Here is a 15926-nt window from a genome sequence, read left to right as displayed (position 1 = left end):
GAATCTTTTATTCATAAGGGTTTCAGGAGTTTTCTGCACCACTAAGAGGGCGTTTGAAAAGTGAGTCGCTGTAGCTTTAGTCACCTGCTGATCCCCCCTGCCCCCCTTAAAAAGGGGGGTTGAAAGTCCCCCTTTTTAAGGGGGATTTAGGGGGATCCTCACTTCTGCTACAAGAAAGAGGACTTTTCAAACATCCTCTAAAGTACTGAGGTTCCGGACTACCTCTCTGGCCCTAAGATGTGGGGTTTAACGGATGGGCTGATAGCTCTGGCTGGTAAAAACGATAGGTATTGCGCCCATTGTGCTTGGCTTCGTAGAGCGCCTGGTCGGCGTGGCGCAGCAGGGTGGCTGGGTTGCTGCCGTGTTGGGGAAACAGGGCAATGCCCAGGCTAACGCCCATGAGCAATCTGTGATCTTCGACCGAGAAGTTGGGTTGCAGGCTTTCTAGAATACGATCGCAGGTGCTGACCACCGACTCCATAGCCGTCAACCGAGAGAGCACCAGCACAAACTCATCGCCGCCCCAGCGCACCAGCAGATCTTCTTGGCGCAGGCAGTGGGCCAACCGCTGGGCGACCTGGTACAGCAGCTGGTCGCCCACGCTGTGGCCCAGGGTGTCGTTGATGGCCTTGAAGCGATCGAGGTCTAAAAACGCTACCGCCACCTGGGTCTTCTGGCGATCGGCCTGGGCCAGCGCCTTGGGCAGGTAAGTCTCGAGAGAGGCGCGGTTAGGCAGCCCGGTGAGCTGGTCGTAAAAGGCCTGATGGTGAATTTTGGCTTCGATCTGCTTTTGCCGGGTAATGTCTCGAATCAGCCAGTGCAGACGCGCTTCACCCTCCTCGCGGCTAGCCGATAGGGTAATGGCCACATCTATAGCTGGGCCTTGGCGGGGCGTGATCTGGGTTTCCCAGGTTTTGAGGGGCAAGGCCCGAGAGGCTGAGTCTTGGTGCAGCTGGGTGAGCAGATCGTAGAAGCCAGCCCGTTTTTGAATGGGGAGAAACAGCATCAGGGGCTTGTCGATCAAAGACTCCTGGGGTAGTTGCAGCAGAGCGGCGATCGCCACATTGGCCGCTTGAATCATGCCTTTATCATCGCTTACCAGGTAGCCATCGGGGGCCAGGTTAAACAGCTCGTGGTAGCGATGGCGCTCGATTTCAAGCTGGCTGCGGTAGTCGAGCAAAGCTTGATTTTGCTCGATCAATTCTTCATGGGCCGCGCGCAGTTCATCAAGCACCAGATTGAGATCGTCTAGCGCGCTCGCCAGCAGCCCCGGCTGAATGGGTGATTCGCTGGCGCGATCGCGCAGCAGCAGGGCTCGCTGCTGCACCGCATCGATGCGCGTAAACATCATATTCATTAGAGTTTACCTTGGCGGCATTCGCTCAGCTCTTGGCGCAAGCGGGCATTTTCTGTAGTGAGCCTAACCTTATCCTCTAGATCATCATAGGCGGCTTTCAGCCGCTGCTCCATGAGCCGCTGGTCAGAAATATCCCGCAGCGACCAAAGAATGGTATCTGCCCCTTTGCGGCGGTCTTTGAGGCGATTGGTGGTAATGGCAACGGCAACGGACTCGCTCTGGCGAGGAATCAGCTTCACCTCCCAGGGTTCGGTAGGGGTGGGATTGGCCAGGCGCTGCTGAAAACCTGGCCAATCGCCCAGCTCGATCAGCGGCAGAAGGGGCTTACCCACCAGCCCCTCCTGGGGTAGCGAAAACAGCGCCTCTGCGGCTCGGTTCGCCTGGTAAATTTTGCCTTTTTCGTCGGTGACTAAATAGGCGTCGGGGGCGAGTTCAAACAGGGTGCGATAGCGCTGACGCTCTAGATCGATTTGGGCTCGGGTGTCGGTAAGAGCCTGATTTTGCTGATGCAGCTCGACATCGACCGCCTGCAATTCTTCGAGCACAAAATAGAGTTCTTTGAGGGCTTGCTCCAGCAATTCGGGCTCAACGGGGTTGGTGGTGGCTTGCTCGCGCAGCTGTAACGCTCGCTGGTAGACGGCTTCAATTTGATGGGAGATACCCATAACGTCAGTTCTTCCTGCTAAGAGACTGCTCACCCTAAGGGGTGAACAGCGGGGTTGAGGCAGCAGAATTCAGCTAAAGTGCCTTGGGTATTAAACAAGATCTTTGTATTAAATAGTTCTCTTGGAACAATACCCCTTTCCGACCATAATCCCACCAATTCTTGCATATCACCCAAAACACACTAATCTTATCAACCCATAATAGCCCCATCACTCGGCAAAAAGTCTAAGGCCGTAGGTTTTTCGCTCTTTTCAGGCTTGTTTTCTCGTTTTTTGTCTACATTCACCTGGGTTGGATATTCAGGAGACGTGCCAACGTTAGAACGGGCCAACGTTTAGAGCAGAAATGCCTTAACCAGGCCAGCTACAACTGTATTAGGCCAAACTATTGTTCCCCAGACTTCAGTAGTTGGAGCAATTTAGCCTACAAGGTAGTCATAGCTACCTAATCCTCGGCAGCAGGTCGTCCGAGTCTATTTTCAATGGCCAACAAAATTAGGTCGCAATCCTCAGATCGCACCATTTTTCGGGCGTTGAGCCGCATGGTTTGGGGGCCAATGGTTTCAAAGTCGTGCTGCACCTCAAAATCGTCAACCTGAGAATTTTGGGGCAGCAGGTCGTAGAGCAGCGATCGCAGCTGAGGAATATTCCACTGGCCGTTGCCCAGATCAAAAATAGAGCGCCCCTCCGTATCGCCTGGGTTGACCCGAAAGGTTTGGTAGAACTGTTGGTTGGCCGTCACCACCCGCAGGTCGTCGGTCAGCACCACCAGGGGTTCTCGCACGGTCTGCACAATGGCATCGGCGTAGTCGCGGGCCTGGCGCAGCTGCTCTGAACCGCGCTTGAGGTCATCGATATCGACCAGCACCACCACCGCCCCATCAATGCGGTTGTCGAGGGTGCGGTAGGGGCGAATGCGCAGGTCGTACCAGTGGTTGTCTTGGTCTTGCACCTCCTGACTGGTCTGCACCAGGGTATTGATGACCGCTAAAATTTGCGCATCTAGGTCGGTCACGGCCAGGCGATGGTTGATGTCGCTCAGCGGTCGGCCCAAATCGCTGGGGATCAGGTTGAAAATTTCTGCCGCTGTGGGGGTAAACCGGCGAATTCTCAGGTCGCCTTCTAGCATCAAAATGGGGATGTGAATGCTGCTGAGCAGGTTTTGAAAATCGTCGCTGATGCGGGTGGTTTCGTTATTGCGGCGGTAGAGTTCGTCGTTGATGGTGCTGAGTTCTTCGTTGGTCGCCTGAATCTCTTCCTTGGCGGTTTGCAGCTCTTCGTTGGTGCTTTGCAGCTCTTCGTTGCTAGAGAGAATTTCTTCGTTGGCGGCGCGCAGGTCTTGGTTGGTGGCCTCCTGCTCTTGAATAATCGACTGGAGGTGGGCGCGGGTGGTGTCTAGATCGTGCTGCAGGGCCAGGTTGACCTGGTGCACCCGGCTGAGGTCTGAGTCTGAAGAATCGCTGCCCTCGGGGGCGGGGACATCGACGGTCACGCCCTCGGCGGGCAGATCGGTAAACAGCACCAGGTAGTGGGTTTTGCCCTCGATCTCGGGCGCAATTGGCACCACTTCGATCTGCAATGGTCGGGGGCGATCGCCCTCCTCGATCAGCAGCGATCGCCGCCAGACCCCCTGGCCCGACTGCTTGGCCTGGTAGAGGGCGGTGCGCAAATCGAGCCGCAGCCCTTCCTTGGCCATGGTCAGCAGGTTGAGGCTGGCGCGCCCAGGGGAGGGCTCTAGGTAGGCCCCGGTCTGCCCGCGAAACTGCAAAATCTCTAGGCGATCGTTCACCAAGACCCCCACCGGGCCGTAGCGACTGAGCACAATTTGATCGGCAAGGCTGTAGAGATCGATTTCTTGCCGCCGCTCGGGGGCCGCCGGGGGGCGAAACATCTCGCTGCTGGGGGCGTAGGTGCTGGGGTCAAAATCAAAGCTGAGCGGCAGCGACGACGACTGCTTGGCGTAGATCTTATGGCGACTGTCGGTCAGGGAAAATAAATGGTTAAATTCGCCCGCTGTCTCCGACGACCCCAGCAGCAAAACCCCCCCAGGCTTAAGGCCGTAGTGAAACATCGGCAGCACTCGGTTTTGCAGAGCTGCCCCAAAGTAGATCAGCACATTGCGGCAGCTAATCAGGTCTAATCGCGAAAACGGAGGGTCGCTAACCAGGTTTTGGCAGGCAAAAATGCACAGTTCTCGCACGACTTTATTGATTTGGTACCCCCCTTCGACGGGCACAAAAAACCGCTGTAACCGCTCGGGCGAGACATCGGCCACCTGGCTGGCGGAGTACCAGCCAAAGCGGGCCACCTCAATGGCCTGTTCGCTGACATCGGTGGCAAAAATTTGAATCGCCGGGTTAGCGGCGTGGTTACTCAAGTATTCGAGCAGGCAGATGGCGATGGAGTAGGCCTCTTGGCCGGTCGAGCAGCCTGCCACCCAAATGCGCAGGGGTAGATCGGGGCGGCGATCGCGCAGCAGGGCTGGCAGCACCGTCTGGCCCAGGGCCGTAAACACCGGCGCATCGCGAAAAAAGCTGGTCACTCCAATCAAAATTTCTTGGTACAGAGCCTTGACCTCGCCAGGGTTGGCCTGGAGGTATTGACTGTAGCTCTCCAGGCTTTCGAGGTGGTGTAGGGCCATACGGCGAAAGACACGCCGCTTTAGGGTAGTGGGCTTGTACTGGCCAAAGTCAACCTTCGTGGCCCGCTTCAGCAGGCTGAGAATGTCGGCCATCGCCCTGGGCTCTTCGTTAGGAATCACCACCGGCTCCACCGGAACGCTGCTGGTGACGTAGGGGTGGTCACTGAGACCGGCCAGGGTTGCGGCAATCTCTTCTGGGGTCTGGATAAAGTCGATCTGCCCAGTGGCGATCGCCTGGTGGGGCATGCTGCTAAACTTCGCTGAAGCCTCTGACTGCGAGAAGGTAATGCCCCCCGCCGCCTTGATCGCCTCTAGCCCCAGGGTGCCGTCGGCATCGGCCCCCGAGAGCACCACGCCAATCGCCTTATTGCCCCGCTCTTCGGCCAGGGCGCTAAAAAAATCGTCGATAATGCGGCTGGCGGTGCGCGATCGGGGCCGAGGCCGCAGCCGCAGCTCGCCATTGACAATCGTCATCGCCGTATTGGAGGGGATCACGTAGACCTGGTTGGGGGCGATCGCCACCCCATCGACCACCTCATGCACCGGCATCTCGGTGGTGCGGCCAATAATTTCGGAGAGCAGGCTGGGCTGTTTGGGGTCTAAATGCTGCACCAGCACAAAGGCCATGCCCGTCTCGGTGGACAGGTGACTGAGCAGTTCGGTAAAGGCCTCTAGCCCCCCTGCCGATGCCCCAATCGCCACCACCGGAAACGAGCCGTCTGACACCTCTGGGTTAGCGGCCTCGGACTGAGGAGCGTCATTCTCTGGAGCAGTTGGCTGGGAAGACATAGTTACCGATAGGCTGCGGCCTAACCTGAGCACCGCTTAGCTCCCCCTAGGATAAGCGAGAAAACCCAGGCTGTTGCTCGGCTCGAACGGAAAACCTCTGCCCTCCTCGACTACCCTAAGGGCTGGCCGGTTCGAACCCGCCAACAAGCGCTAAACTCTCCTTTGCCTCCCGTTTGCCTTCTAACCAACCGCTACTGTACTGCTACCGGAAAATCTGATGCGACTAAATGCAGGGTGTGAGCTTTTGTTTGAGACCACCGAGCCTTCACCGCTCATTCTCATGCTGCGTCCGCGCGGTGGGGCCGCTCAGCAGATTCTTCAAGACACCCTAGAACTAGAGCCCACCGTGCCCGTGGTGGACTATGTCGATAGCTACGGCAACCTGTGCCAGCGGCTGGTCGCCCCGGTGGGTCAGCTGCGGGTGCGCAGCACCTCTACCGTCGAGGTCGCCGACGCCATTGATGTGCAGTTTGGCGCTGAGTTTGTGCCCGTGCAAGACTTGCCCGACTACGCGCTTCAGTTTTTGCTGCCCAGCCGCTACTGCCAGTCTGACGTGATGGCCGATTTGGCCAACAAAATTGTGGCCGACATTGAGCCCGCCTACGACCAGGTCGAGGCGATTCGCCACTGGATTCACACCAACATTGAGTACCGCTACGACACCAGCGATGCCTCGACTTCGGCGATCGACACCGAAAAAAATCGCGTCGGGGTGTGCCGCGACTTTGTGCATTTGGGCCTGGCCCTGTGCCGCAGTTTGACGATTCCGGCCCGCATGGTGGTGGGCTATTTGCACCAGCTCGACCCGATGGATCTGCACGCCTGGTTTGAGGCCTACGTGGGCGATCGCTGGTATACCTTTGACGCCACCCAGGCCACCCCCAAGGGCGATCGCATTGTTATAGCCTACGGTCGAGATGCCGCCGATGTCGCCCTGGCCACCCAGTACGGCCCGCTCCAGCTCAATGAAATGGAAGTCTGGGTCAACCCCTCAACCGATTGATTGATCCCTGCTTAATGTTTCTACTTGGTTTAAGTCAATCAATACCTACTAGACTATAGGTAATTCCAGCGATGACGCTATCCACTGTGAGATTTCCACTATGGATGCTTCAAGGTCTAGGACAGTGTGCAGCAGGCCAAAAATTTTTTAGACCTCAAAATCTAAAAAGATTATTTTCTAGATAGGTAAAGAACCGTGGGCAAAGAAAAAAAGGGCAATAAAGAAGTTAAAAAACCGAAAGCGGACGCTGACGGCACTAAAAAGCCCAAGAAAGAGCGCAAACAGTACGACTGACCTCTGTTTATGTGGCCAACGGCTTTTAGAAACCCTTCGCTCCAAAAGCAGCCCAACCGACAACTTTGGGCATCTTCACCCAGCCAAACCGGCAAAATAGTCAGTCAGTTATTCCGCTGATTGAGAGGCTATTTAGACAAACCCCAAGGCCGTTAAGAACCATAAAGCATTCAACGTTGACAGTCCATTTCTATTTGCGGCCCCTTCGGATCGGCGGCAAGTAAGAATGGTTTTTTGACCCCTAACTATTCTCATCGCTCATACCTCTGGGGCGATGAGTTTTTTTAGTCGTTTAAACTTTTGGTGCCGTACTTCATCAATTCAACCCCGTAATCAACCCTTCGACTATCACGATCAAAGCACGTTCTTTTTGTATGGATAACCCTTAAAATGCCGATTAAAGACCAGCCGACTCCACCCAAGTTTCGGCTATTCAACAATATTTTTCTAATTGTGGGCGTCGTGTTTTTGGCGGCCAGCTTTATTTTGCCCACCCTCCTGGGGCCGCAGATTCCGGGGGTGCCCTACAGCCTGTTTATTCACCAGGTGCAGGAGGGCGAAGTGGCGCGGGTGCAGGTGGGCCAAAACCAGATTCAGTACCAGCTCAAACCCGTGGATGAGGAGGAGACCGGCCAGGTCTTTACCACCACCCCGATTTTTGACTTGAGCCTGCCGACTACCCTGCAAGACAATGGCGTTGAGTTTGCCGCCACGCCGCCGCCCAAAAACCGCTGGGTGGGCAGCCTGTTGAGCTGGGTGATTCCGCCGCTGATTTTTGTGGGTATCTGGCAGTTTTTTGCGCGGCGGGGCGCTGGTGGCGGTGGCCCCCAGGGCATGCTGTCCATCGGCAAGAGCAAGGCCAAGGTCTATGTGGAAGGCGAAGCGGCCAAGACCACCTTTGCTGATGTGGCAGGGGTCGATGAGGCCAAGACCGAACTGGTCGAAATCGTCGATTTTCTCAAAACGCCGGGGCGCTACACCCAGATTGGGGCGCGCATTCCCAAGGGCGTGCTGCTAGTCGGCCCACCCGGCACCGGCAAAACTCTGCTGGCCAAGGCTGTCGCCGGGGAAGCGGGGGTGCCCTTCTTTAGCATCTCGGGCTCTGAGTTTGTGGAAATGTTTGTGGGGGTGGGCTCGTCGCGAGTGCGCGACCTGTTTGAGCAGGCCAAAAAGCAGGCCCCCTGCATCGTGTTTATTGATGAGCTGGATGCGATCGGCAAGTCGCGCAGCAGCAACGGCATGTACGGCGGCAACGACGAGCGCGAGCAAACCCTAAACCAGCTCCTCTCTGAGATGGATGGCTTTGCCCCTGAAGACGCCACGGTGATTGTGCTAGCAGCCACCAACCGGCCCGAAATTCTTGACCCTGCCCTCTTGCGCCCCGGTCGGTTTGACCGCCAGGTGCTGGTCGATCGCCCCGCCCTGTCGGGTCGCGAGGCGATTCTCAATATCCACGCCCAGACGGTGAAGCTGGGGGATGATGTGAATTTGAAGGCGATCGCCACCCGCACCCCCGGTTTTGCCGGGGCCGACCTGGCCAACCTGGTCAACGAAGCGGCCTTGCTGGCCGCCCGCAACCATCGTGAAGCGGTCGCCCAGGAAGACTTTGCCGAGGCGATCGAGCGGGTCGTCGCCGGGCTTGAGAAGAAGAGCCGCGTGCTCAACGACAAAGAGAAGAAAATTGTTGCCTACCACGAGGTCGGCCACGCCCTGGTGGGTTCGCTCATGCCCGGCAGCGGCAAGGTCGAAAAAATCTCCATCGTGTCGCGGGGCATGGCGGCCCTGGGTTACACTCTGCAACTGCCCACCGAAGACCGCTTTTTAATGGATGAAGCTGAATTGCGGGGGCAGATTGCCACTCTGCTAGGGGGGCGATCTGCGGAAGAAATTGTCTTCAACAGCATCACCACCGGGGCCTCTAACGATTTGCAGCGGGCGACGGATCTGGCTGAGCAAATGGTCACCGCCTTTGGCATGAGCAAGGTGCTTGGCCCCCTGGCCTACCAGCAGGGCGCGCGACCGATGTTTCTCGACGGGGGCATGGCCAACGGCCGCCGCGCCATGAGCGAAGAAACTGCCCAGGCGATCGATCGCGAGGTCAAAGACATCGTCGAAACCGCCCACCAGCAGGCTCTCGATGTCATTCGCCACAACCGCGACCTAATGGAGACGATCACCATGCAGCTGCTGGAAACCGAGGCGATCGAAGGCAAGACCCTGCATCACCTGCTCGACCAGGTGCAGGCCACTCCAGTCGGGGCCAATAGCTTCGTCCCCCATTGATACGTAGGTTGGGTGAAACGCAGTGCAACCCAACAAAATCTGTGGCTATTGGGTTGTGCGATCGCCCCACCTAACCTACGAAGATCCTCAAGTCGAATGGCCCTGACGTAAGCCTCTACGAATCGCTGAAAGCCTTGATTCATCGTAGGGTGGGCACTGCCCACCAGCCTTATATCAGTGCCATTCTTATCAAGCCTGCTTTTTTTATAAATTCCTTGGAGGTCTACACATATGTCATCTTCTCTAACCAAAGGCACCCTCGTCACCATTATTGGCGAAGCGGTTTTGCAAGAGCGCCTGATTCACCTGCTCAGCCAGCTTGAGGTGTCGGGCTACACAATTGTGCCCGCCAAAGGGGCAGGCAGCCACGGCAGACGCATGGGTGATATAGCTGGCTACAACACCAATATCGAAATCAAAACCATCGTCAGCTCTGACCTCTCTGACCAACTGCTAGACGAACTGAAGCCCTACCAAGAGACCCACGCCCTGATTGTCTTTCGCCAAACCGTAGAAGGCTTGTTCGATTAGGCATGCAAGCCTACGCTGTCTGGGGAAATCATTGGGAGCCTACCTAAGGATAGACGGGCAGCTCAGGCAGGCCCGTGGATACTATGGCTTGATGACCAACTGAGGAACGCCCTGCGATGATTACCGTTCACCACTTAAACAACTCTCGCTCCCAGCGGGTGCTCTGGCTGCTCGAAGAACTGGGCCTGTCCTACGAGGTCAAGCGCTACGAGCGCGACCCAGAAACCATGCTGGCTCCGCCAGAGCTGCGGCAGGTGCATCCCCTGGGCAAATCGCCAGTGCTCACCGATGGCGACCTAACCCTGGCCGAATCGGGGGCGATCGTCGAATATTTGGTCGATCGCTACGGCGATGGGCGGCTGATTCCAGCCCCAGACACCCCCGAGCGGCTGCGCTACACCTACTGCCTGCACTACGCCGAGGGGTCGGCTATGCCGCCGCTGCTGATCAAGCTCATCTTCGACAAAGTTGAGCAAAGTCCAATGCCCTTCTTCGCCAAGCCCATCGCAAGAGGCCTCGTCAACAAGGTCAAAGACTCATTTATCAACCCTCAAATTACCCAGCACCTCGACTTTATGGAGGCCGAGCTAGGCAAAAGCACCTGGTTTGCGGGGGAAGACTTTACCGCCGCCGACATTCAGCTCAGCTTTCCCCTAGAGGCCGCAGCGACTCGGGCGGGGCTCAACGCCAGTCGCCCTAAACTCATGGCATTCTTAGATCGTATCCACGCTCGCCCGGCCTACCAAAAAGCCCTGGAGCGGGGTGGTAAGTATGAGCTGTTGAGTTGAACAGTGCATAACTTTGGGTGTGATTGACGGGCCTAAATGACCTCTATGGGGCAAAATACCCAAACATTTCTGCGGGCTTGGCGATTCATAGCCCTGATGCTGGCATCGCTAAGTCTCAGTTTGTCTATGGCCCATTTGCTAGAGCTGCCCCAAAGAATGCAGTTTGACCAGCAGCTCTGGGTTGAGGTAACCGTTGTTGAAAACGTTTATCGACTGTTTGGCTCCGTCGGCGCGGTGTTTGAAATTGGCGCGATCGCAGCGGCAATTGGTCTGGCTTTTTGGGTACGAAAACGTGGTTCAGTGTTTTATTGGGCACTGGCTGCAGCCATTTTTCTAGGCTTGGCGTTTGCCAGCTGGCTCCTATTTGTCGCGCCTATGAATGCTGAATTTGCCACCTGGTTGACTAAACCTGTTCCCGCCGATTGGACAAGCTATCGCAACCAGTGGGAATATGCCCACGCTGCGATCGCCCTGATCAAAACCCTTGGCCTCAGCTGTCTCGTTGTCTCTGTACTCTTAGATGCGCCGAGACAGCTAGCGGTTATTTCTGAGTTTGAGCGATCGCACCAAAAAGACTTGCCGGCCACAGCCTCTTTTCCCTTATCCACTGTTTCTTCAAAGACTCGCCCTGCCTGGCTATGGCCGCTTCGACTGGTGGCGGTAATCGTTCTCAGCGCGGCCTTTTTTGGGTTGATCACCTACGTTTTTCACAGCGTTCTAGTCGGAACAATTCTATCGATCGCAGGCATTTTGGGGCTTGGCGTCTCAATGGATAAATAATCGGGGCTGACTGGTGCGATCGCTGTCACCATAGAGATTGAGCCGTCAATCTTTTGCTAGGGGATATTTCCGTGGTTCACCATCACGACCATCACCATTCTCCTGAAACGCACACCCGCGCGTTTCAGATCGGCATTGGTCTAAATATCGGCTTTGTGCTGATTGAGGCGGCGATCGGGTGGACAACCCAATCCCTAGCGCTGCTGGCAGATGCCGGGCACAACCTCAGCGACGTGCTCGGGCTCTCGCTGGCCTGGGGGGCCAGCTACCTCGCCCAGCGCCCGCCCAGCCGCACCTACACCTATGGGCTCCGCCGCTCTACCATTCTGGCGGCCCTGTTTAACTCCATGCTGCTGTTGCCGGCAGTGGGCGGCATCACCTGGGAGGCCCTGCGACGGCTGCAAAACCCTACGCCAGTACCGGGGATGACCCTGATTTGGGTAGCGGGGGTCGGGGTGGTGATTAATACCCTGACCGCGCTCTTGTTTTTTTCTGGGGGTAAGCAAGACCTCAACATTCGCGGGGCATTTTTGCATATGGCCGCCGATGCCCTGGTGTCGGTGGGGGTAGTGTTGGCGGGCGTCGCCATTTTGCTCACGGGTTGGCTGTGGTTAGACCCGGCCATCAGTTTGGTGATTGTGGTCGTGATTGTGGTCAGCACTTGGAGCCTGCTGCGCGACGCCCTAGGCCTCATACTCGATCGAGTTCCCAAACACATTGAGCCCCTCGCGGTGCGGACGTTTCTCCAAGAACTGCCAGAGGTGGCCCAGGTTCACGATCTCCACATTTGGGCCATGAGCACGACAGAAACAGCCCTCACAGCCCATTTGGTCATGCCCAAGGGTGGCCCAGGGGACAGTTTTTTGGCCCACGTCTGTGAAGAACTGCACCATCGTTTTGCGATCGACCACGCCACCCTACAAGTCGAAACCGGGGACGCACAGTACCCCTGCCGCCTAGAGTCTAACCATCAGGTGTAGGCGAATGGGTGAGATACTCCGCCTGGCTGGGGGTGCCGGGAGCGCGCCCATGATTCCATTGGCAGGTAAGGTTTAGGGTTCAGTTGAGCCTTTTTCCATAAAGAGCGGTAGATCTGCTTTAGCATTAGCATAGGTAAGACTGCTAAGCCTGCCCGTTAGCCATCAACCAAACGTAGGCAAGCACGCCTAGCGCCGCTACCCCTGCTAGCGCCTCGCCCTGCTGATCGATAAAGGTTTGGGCGATCGCCCAACTATCCCTCACCAACCGCCGCCGGGTTTGGCCCAGCTCAACCATCAGCGCTTTAACTTTGGCGTCAACTTCTTGAACGGTTAGCTCTTTGCGGCGGTAGGCGGCTTCGACCTCATCTAGCTTGCGCCAGTAGTCTCGGGTAGCACCGATCAAATCGGGAAGCATTGGTTAACTTTTGTAACTGCGTTATTGACAGTCTAACGCTTCTCCGATCTTGAGGTGTCTATAGACAGAGGTAGAACAAACCCTACACCTTGGCCGATTCGACAGCTTGCTCAGGGGTCTTCTCGGCTGCTTTTTCGGGTGCGTTCTCAGGTGCAGCCGCAGCCACCTCATCGCCATGGGTGTCATAAAACACCAGGGCTGCTTCTACCTGAGCTTTAGAAAGGCCATATTCTTCGGCGATCTGCTCCGTTGACCAGTCCCACTCGGTGGCGGCTATCACCACCGTTCGCACATGAATGGTGGTGCCATGCACTACGGGCACCCAGCTATTTTCGGCATCAGAGCGAAAGGCAATGTCGGGAAAGGCGGGGTCGGGTTCCATCAGGGCGCAGTGGGTCTCTTTCTGAAGCGAGGCTAAAACCGTGTTTACGAGTTGCCAACGGGCCTCAACAGAGAGTTGCAGAGCCTGATCTTGTAATTCCTGGAGCGTCATAAATGTGAGCGTAAGTGCGGGTGGAACACCTCCATTAAACTGCAAATGCCGAACCGGGTCTTGTCGGTGGGGCTGTTCTAGGGGCTAAGGGCAACTGGTTTATGCTGAAGATGGACCTCTTGCCCGAGCCAGAGGTCTGCTGAGCACCTGTTCTCTAGTTGTTGCGCCATGTTTGCCACCACCGCCCCGCCGCTGCCCGTCAACCGCGATCGCATTCGCCCCGCCATCCAAGTTCTGCAAGACCAGCTGGTGGCCTGGCGGCGAGGCCTGCATCAGCGGCCCGAGCTGGGGTTTAAAGAATGGCTGACCGCCGACTTTATCTGCGAAAAGCTCAGCGAGTGGGGCATCGAATACCAGCGCAATATTGCTAAAACCGGCGTGGCAGCGGTGATTGAGGGCAGCCGCCCCGGCCCCGTGCTGGGCATTCGCGCCGATATGGATGCCCTGCCCATTCAAGAAGAAAACGCGGTGCCTTACTGCTCGCAGCACGATGGTGTGATGCATGCCTGCGGGCACGACGGTCACGTGGCGATCGCCCTGGGCACCGCCTACTACCTGGCCACCCACCGCGACTTTGCGGGCACCGTCAAAATCGTCTTTCAGCCCGCCGAAGAGGGGCCGGGGGGGGCCAAACCCATGATCGAGGCCGGGGTGCTAAAGAACCCCGATGTCGAGGCCATGATTGGCCTGCACCTGTGGAACAACCTGCCCCTGGGCACTGTGGGCGTGCGCACCGGGGCACTGATGGCGGCATCCGAATTTTTTACCTGCACGGTGCAGGGCAAGGGGGGCCACGGCGCGCTGCCCCACCAAACCGTCGATTCCATCGTGGTCGGGGCGCAGATTGTCAACGCGCTGCAAACCATCGTGGCCCGCAACATCGACCCCACCAAGTCAGCGGTGGTGACGGTGGGCCAGTTCCACGCCGGTAAGGCCCAAAACGTAATTGCCGACACCGCCACCTTTGGCGGCACCGTGCGCTACTTCGACCCCGCCTACGCCGACTACTTTGCCCCCCGCATGGAGCAGATCATTGCGGGCATTTGTCAGGCCCACGGGGCCAGCTACAGCTTCGATTACCGAGCGCTATATCCCCCTGTAATCAACGATGCAGGGATGGCAGATCTGGTGCGATCGGTAGCGTTGGCAGTGGTCGAGACTCCAGCGGGCGTGGTGCCCGACTGCCACACCATGGGCGGCGAAGACATGGCCTTTTTCTTGCAGGAAGTGCCGGGGTGCTACTTCTTTTTGGGCTCGGCCAACTCCGACAAGGCTCTGGCCTATCCCCACCATCACCCCCGCTTCGACTTCGACGAAACCGCCCTGGGGCTGGGGGTGGAAATGTTTGTGCGCTGTGTGGAAGCGTATTTTGGCGAGTAGAGAGGTGGATGGGTAGATGCGTAGGGGCAGACCCACGTGTCTGCTCAAAACCAACGTGTCTGCCCTTCTCCGAAGAGTGAGGTTAGAACGCTCAAAGTTAACTTCTTTTATCGGGCGAGTTCTCGGCTAGCAGAGTTGCTATGCTTGGCGGTTAGATAACGAGGATTTCACCATGGGGCAGCGGTTTCGGCAGTTTAGGGGGCTAGCGATCGCGGCGATCGCCCTAGCCGCAAGTATCTTGCTGACCCAAGGAATGCACCCTAGCGTTGGCGTCGGCAACCGGGATGCAATCGCCCAAACCAACGCCCCACCGCCAGCCCTGGCCCCGGCACTGCCCATGGTCAGCGGCAGTTTCGAAGACCCCCAGGGCCGGTTTCAGATCGGCATTTTAGACGGCTACAGCGTCAGTTCAGCGGGCGGCAGTCCGCTGTTTCAGGCGGCAGATGGTAGTTTGGCTTACACCGTGGCGGTAGCGCCCTTACCCTCGGCCCAGACTCCCGAAGCGGCCCTGGTGGCGGCGGCAGAGAGCACCTTTGGCGCTGGGGAAGGCTTTTTGGCGGGCGACGATGTGCAGCCCATCCCCGGCGGCGGCATTCGCATTAACTGGACAGGTCGCCTCAGCCAGGGAGCCGCCCCACCCCAGCCCATTACCGGCAAAATCTTTGCCCGCCAGCGCGGCGAAGAAGCCTTTTTGCTGCTGGTGGCCGCCACCAGTGCCGCCGAATCCCAGCTGTCTGACGCCATCAACGCCCTGGGGGGGACGCTAACGGTGCCGTAGGCTACAGTGGCGTTAGTTAAAAGGTTTAAGCAGGCTATGGGTATGCGCCGATCGACCTTGTGGGGGCAGCCCCAGACCTATCTACTGCTAGGGGGCACCGCCCTGGGCTACGCTCTGATGATCTTTTTGGTGGGGCCAAAACCCGTGGCCGTGCTAGCAGGGGCCGGAACGGCGGCGGCCATGGTGAGCAGCTGGGCAGCTGGGTTTCGCCCCAGTGAGGCATCGACGAATAGCGGCGACCTGCTCGACCCCCAAACCTTTGCCAGCCAGTTGGGCACTCTGGGCCAACGGGTGCCCCCCAAGGCCCAAAAAGTCTGGCGCGAAGTGCAGGCCTGGTCTACCGAATCGCAGCGCTTTGCCGCCCGCATCTTCGATCGCGACCCCCTCCTGCAAGTGGAACTGCTCGAAGCCCTGCACACCGTGCTCGATCTCTCAGGCCAGGTGGCCGATGGCCTAGCCGTGCTTGACCAGATCGAAACCCCCGCCTACCAACAGATGGCCCAGCAGCGCTTGACCGCCAGCCGCGATCGCCTCCAGGCGACCCATTCCCAGCTGCAACAGCTCCAGGATCAAGTCGCCCTCTCCACCCTCGACACCGCCGACGACAGCACCCTACCCCACAGCCTGCAATCGCTGATTGAGGCCAACAAAACCATCCTCCAAGACAACCAAGACTCCACGTAACCCCCAGTTTTCCAGGAACCCTCAGGAAAACACGCAATTCAACCTGTATCTACTCCCTCACCTTC

Annotated in this window: 14 protein-coding genes; 9 read left to right on the top strand and 5 right to left on the bottom strand. The window is 57.6% G+C overall.

All coding sequences use genetic code 11. The annotated features are described in order from the left end of the window. Nucleotides 1-232 precede the first annotated feature (232 nt). The 3 genes from VB780_RS09555 to VB780_RS09545 all read right to left on the bottom strand — a co-directional run bounded on the left by VB780_RS09555 (nt 233) and on the right by VB780_RS09545 (nt 5452). Nucleotides 233-1357 carry a diguanylate cyclase domain-containing protein gene (locus tag VB780_RS09555; RefSeq protein WP_323350912.1) on the bottom strand — a complete coding sequence of 375 codons (1125 nt, stop codon included), beginning with the start codon at nt 1355-1357 and terminating at the stop codon, nt 233-235. Next, entirely contained in the window at nt 1357-2022 is a 666-nt protein-coding gene (locus tag VB780_RS09550) for a PAS domain-containing protein (protein WP_323350911.1), read from the bottom strand. The genes VB780_RS09555 and VB780_RS09550 overlap by 1 nt, the downstream gene beginning before the upstream one ends. A gap of 445 nt (nt 2023-2467) precedes the next feature. Further along, a complete protein-coding gene (locus VB780_RS09545; protein WP_323350910.1) occupies nt 2468-5452 on the bottom strand; it encodes a chemotaxis protein CheB in 2985 nt (994 codons plus the stop codon). Nucleotides 5453-5669: 217 nt separating this feature from the next. Between VB780_RS09545 and VB780_RS09540 the strand changes: the two genes are divergently transcribed. The 6 genes from VB780_RS09540 (at nt 5670) to VB780_RS09515 (ending at nt 12111) form a co-directional block, all read left to right on the top strand. Beyond that, on the top strand, nt 5670-6455 hold the full coding sequence (locus VB780_RS09540; protein ID WP_323350909.1) for a transglutaminase family protein: 786 nt from the start codon (nt 5670-5672) through the stop codon (nt 6453-6455). 684 nt (nt 6456-7139) lie between these two features. Further along, the gene (gene ftsH, locus VB780_RS09535) at nt 7140-9032 is read left to right on the top strand and encodes an ATP-dependent zinc metalloprotease FtsH (RefSeq protein ID WP_323350908.1); all 1893 of its coding nucleotides are present in this window, start codon (nt 7140-7142) and stop codon (nt 9030-9032) included. A 231-nt stretch (nt 9033-9263) separates the two neighbouring features. Further along, complete coding sequence (locus VB780_RS09530) at nt 9264-9563, top strand: DUF3240 family protein (RefSeq protein ID WP_323350907.1); 300 nt, start codon at nt 9264-9266, stop codon at nt 9561-9563. A gap of 116 nt (nt 9564-9679) precedes the next feature. Continuing rightward, on the top strand, nt 9680-10351 hold the full coding sequence (locus VB780_RS09525; RefSeq protein ID WP_323350906.1) for a glutathione S-transferase: 672 nt from the start codon (nt 9680-9682) through the stop codon (nt 10349-10351). A 126-nt stretch (nt 10352-10477) separates the two neighbouring features. Continuing rightward, nucleotides 10478-11131 (top strand): hypothetical protein, encoded by a 654-nt coding sequence (locus VB780_RS09520; RefSeq protein ID WP_323350905.1) that lies wholly within the window; start codon nt 10478-10480, stop codon nt 11129-11131. 71 nt (nt 11132-11202) lie between these two features. Beyond that, entirely contained in the window at nt 11203-12111 is a 909-nt protein-coding gene (locus VB780_RS09515) for a cation diffusion facilitator family transporter (protein ID WP_323350904.1), read from the top strand. A gap of 142 nt (nt 12112-12253) precedes the next feature. On the opposite strand, the gene VB780_RS09510 is transcribed toward VB780_RS09515, so the two are convergent. Together VB780_RS09510 and VB780_RS09505 are read right to left on the bottom strand one after the other, a co-directional pair. Continuing rightward, nucleotides 12254-12526 (bottom strand): hypothetical protein, encoded by a 273-nt coding sequence (locus VB780_RS09510; protein WP_323350903.1) that lies wholly within the window; start codon nt 12524-12526, stop codon nt 12254-12256. Between the two features lie 82 nt (nt 12527-12608). Next, the gene (locus VB780_RS09505; protein ID WP_323350902.1) at nt 12609-13019 is read right to left on the bottom strand and encodes a DUF433 domain-containing protein; all 411 of its coding nucleotides are present in this window, start codon (nt 13017-13019) and stop codon (nt 12609-12611) included. A 168-nt stretch (nt 13020-13187) separates the two neighbouring features. Between VB780_RS09505 and VB780_RS09500 the strand changes: the two genes are divergently transcribed. From VB780_RS09500 to VB780_RS09490, 3 genes are all read left to right on the top strand, one after another. Then, nucleotides 13188-14399, top strand: coding sequence for a M20 family metallopeptidase (locus VB780_RS09500; RefSeq protein ID WP_323350901.1), 1212 nt, complete (start codon nt 13188-13190; stop codon nt 14397-14399). Between the two features lie 172 nt (nt 14400-14571). Beyond that, entirely contained in the window at nt 14572-15177 is a 606-nt protein-coding gene (locus tag VB780_RS09495) for a hypothetical protein (RefSeq protein ID WP_323350900.1), read from the top strand. A gap of 42 nt (nt 15178-15219) precedes the next feature. Beyond that, nucleotides 15220-15861, top strand: coding sequence for a hypothetical protein (locus tag VB780_RS09490; protein ID WP_323350899.1), 642 nt, complete (start codon nt 15220-15222; stop codon nt 15859-15861). Nucleotides 15862-15926: the final 65 nt, after the last annotated feature.

Origin of the sequence: Leptolyngbya sp. CCNP1308 (genome assembly GCF_034932455.1) — a bacterium.
Taxonomy (GTDB): Bacteria; Cyanobacteriota; Cyanobacteriia; order Phormidesmidales; family Phormidesmidaceae; genus Nodosilinea.
Note: the sequence above shows the minus strand (reverse complement) of the source record. Positions and strands in the feature narration are given on the sequence as shown.

What these genes read in the sequence shown, in the direction of transcription:
- VB780_RS09530 (WP_323350907.1), top strand. Translation starts at nt 9,264, where the DNA reads ATGTCATCTTCTCTAACCAAAGGCACCCTCGTCACCATTATTGGCGAA.
- VB780_RS09510 (WP_323350903.1), bottom strand. Translation starts at nt 12,526, where the DNA reads ATGCTTCCCGATTTGATCGGTGCTACCCGAGACTACTGGCGCAAGCTA.
- VB780_RS09540 (WP_323350909.1), top strand. Translation starts at nt 5,670, where the DNA reads ATGCGACTAAATGCAGGGTGTGAGCTTTTGTTTGAGACCACCGAGCCT.
- VB780_RS09545 (WP_323350910.1), bottom strand. Translation starts at nt 5,452, where the DNA reads ATGTCTTCCCAGCCAACTGCTCCAGAGAATGACGCTCCTCAGTCCGAG.
- VB780_RS09500 (WP_323350901.1), top strand. Translation starts at nt 13,188, where the DNA reads ATGTTTGCCACCACCGCCCCGCCGCTGCCCGTCAACCGCGATCGCATT.
- VB780_RS09495 (WP_323350900.1), top strand. Translation starts at nt 14,572, where the DNA reads ATGGGGCAGCGGTTTCGGCAGTTTAGGGGGCTAGCGATCGCGGCGATC.
- VB780_RS09520 (WP_323350905.1), top strand. Translation starts at nt 10,478, where the DNA reads ATGGCCCATTTGCTAGAGCTGCCCCAAAGAATGCAGTTTGACCAGCAG.
- VB780_RS09525 (WP_323350906.1), top strand. Translation starts at nt 9,680, where the DNA reads ATGATTACCGTTCACCACTTAAACAACTCTCGCTCCCAGCGGGTGCTC.
- ftsH (WP_323350908.1), top strand. Translation starts at nt 7,140, where the DNA reads ATGCCGATTAAAGACCAGCCGACTCCACCCAAGTTTCGGCTATTCAAC.
- VB780_RS09490 (WP_323350899.1), top strand. Translation starts at nt 15,220, where the DNA reads ATGCGCCGATCGACCTTGTGGGGGCAGCCCCAGACCTATCTACTGCTA.
- VB780_RS09550 (WP_323350911.1), bottom strand. Translation starts at nt 2,022, where the DNA reads ATGGGTATCTCCCATCAAATTGAAGCCGTCTACCAGCGAGCGTTACAG.
- VB780_RS09505 (WP_323350902.1), bottom strand. Translation starts at nt 13,019, where the DNA reads ATGACGCTCCAGGAATTACAAGATCAGGCTCTGCAACTCTCTGTTGAG.
- VB780_RS09555 (WP_323350912.1), bottom strand. Translation starts at nt 1,357, where the DNA reads ATGAATATGATGTTTACGCGCATCGATGCGGTGCAGCAGCGAGCCCTG.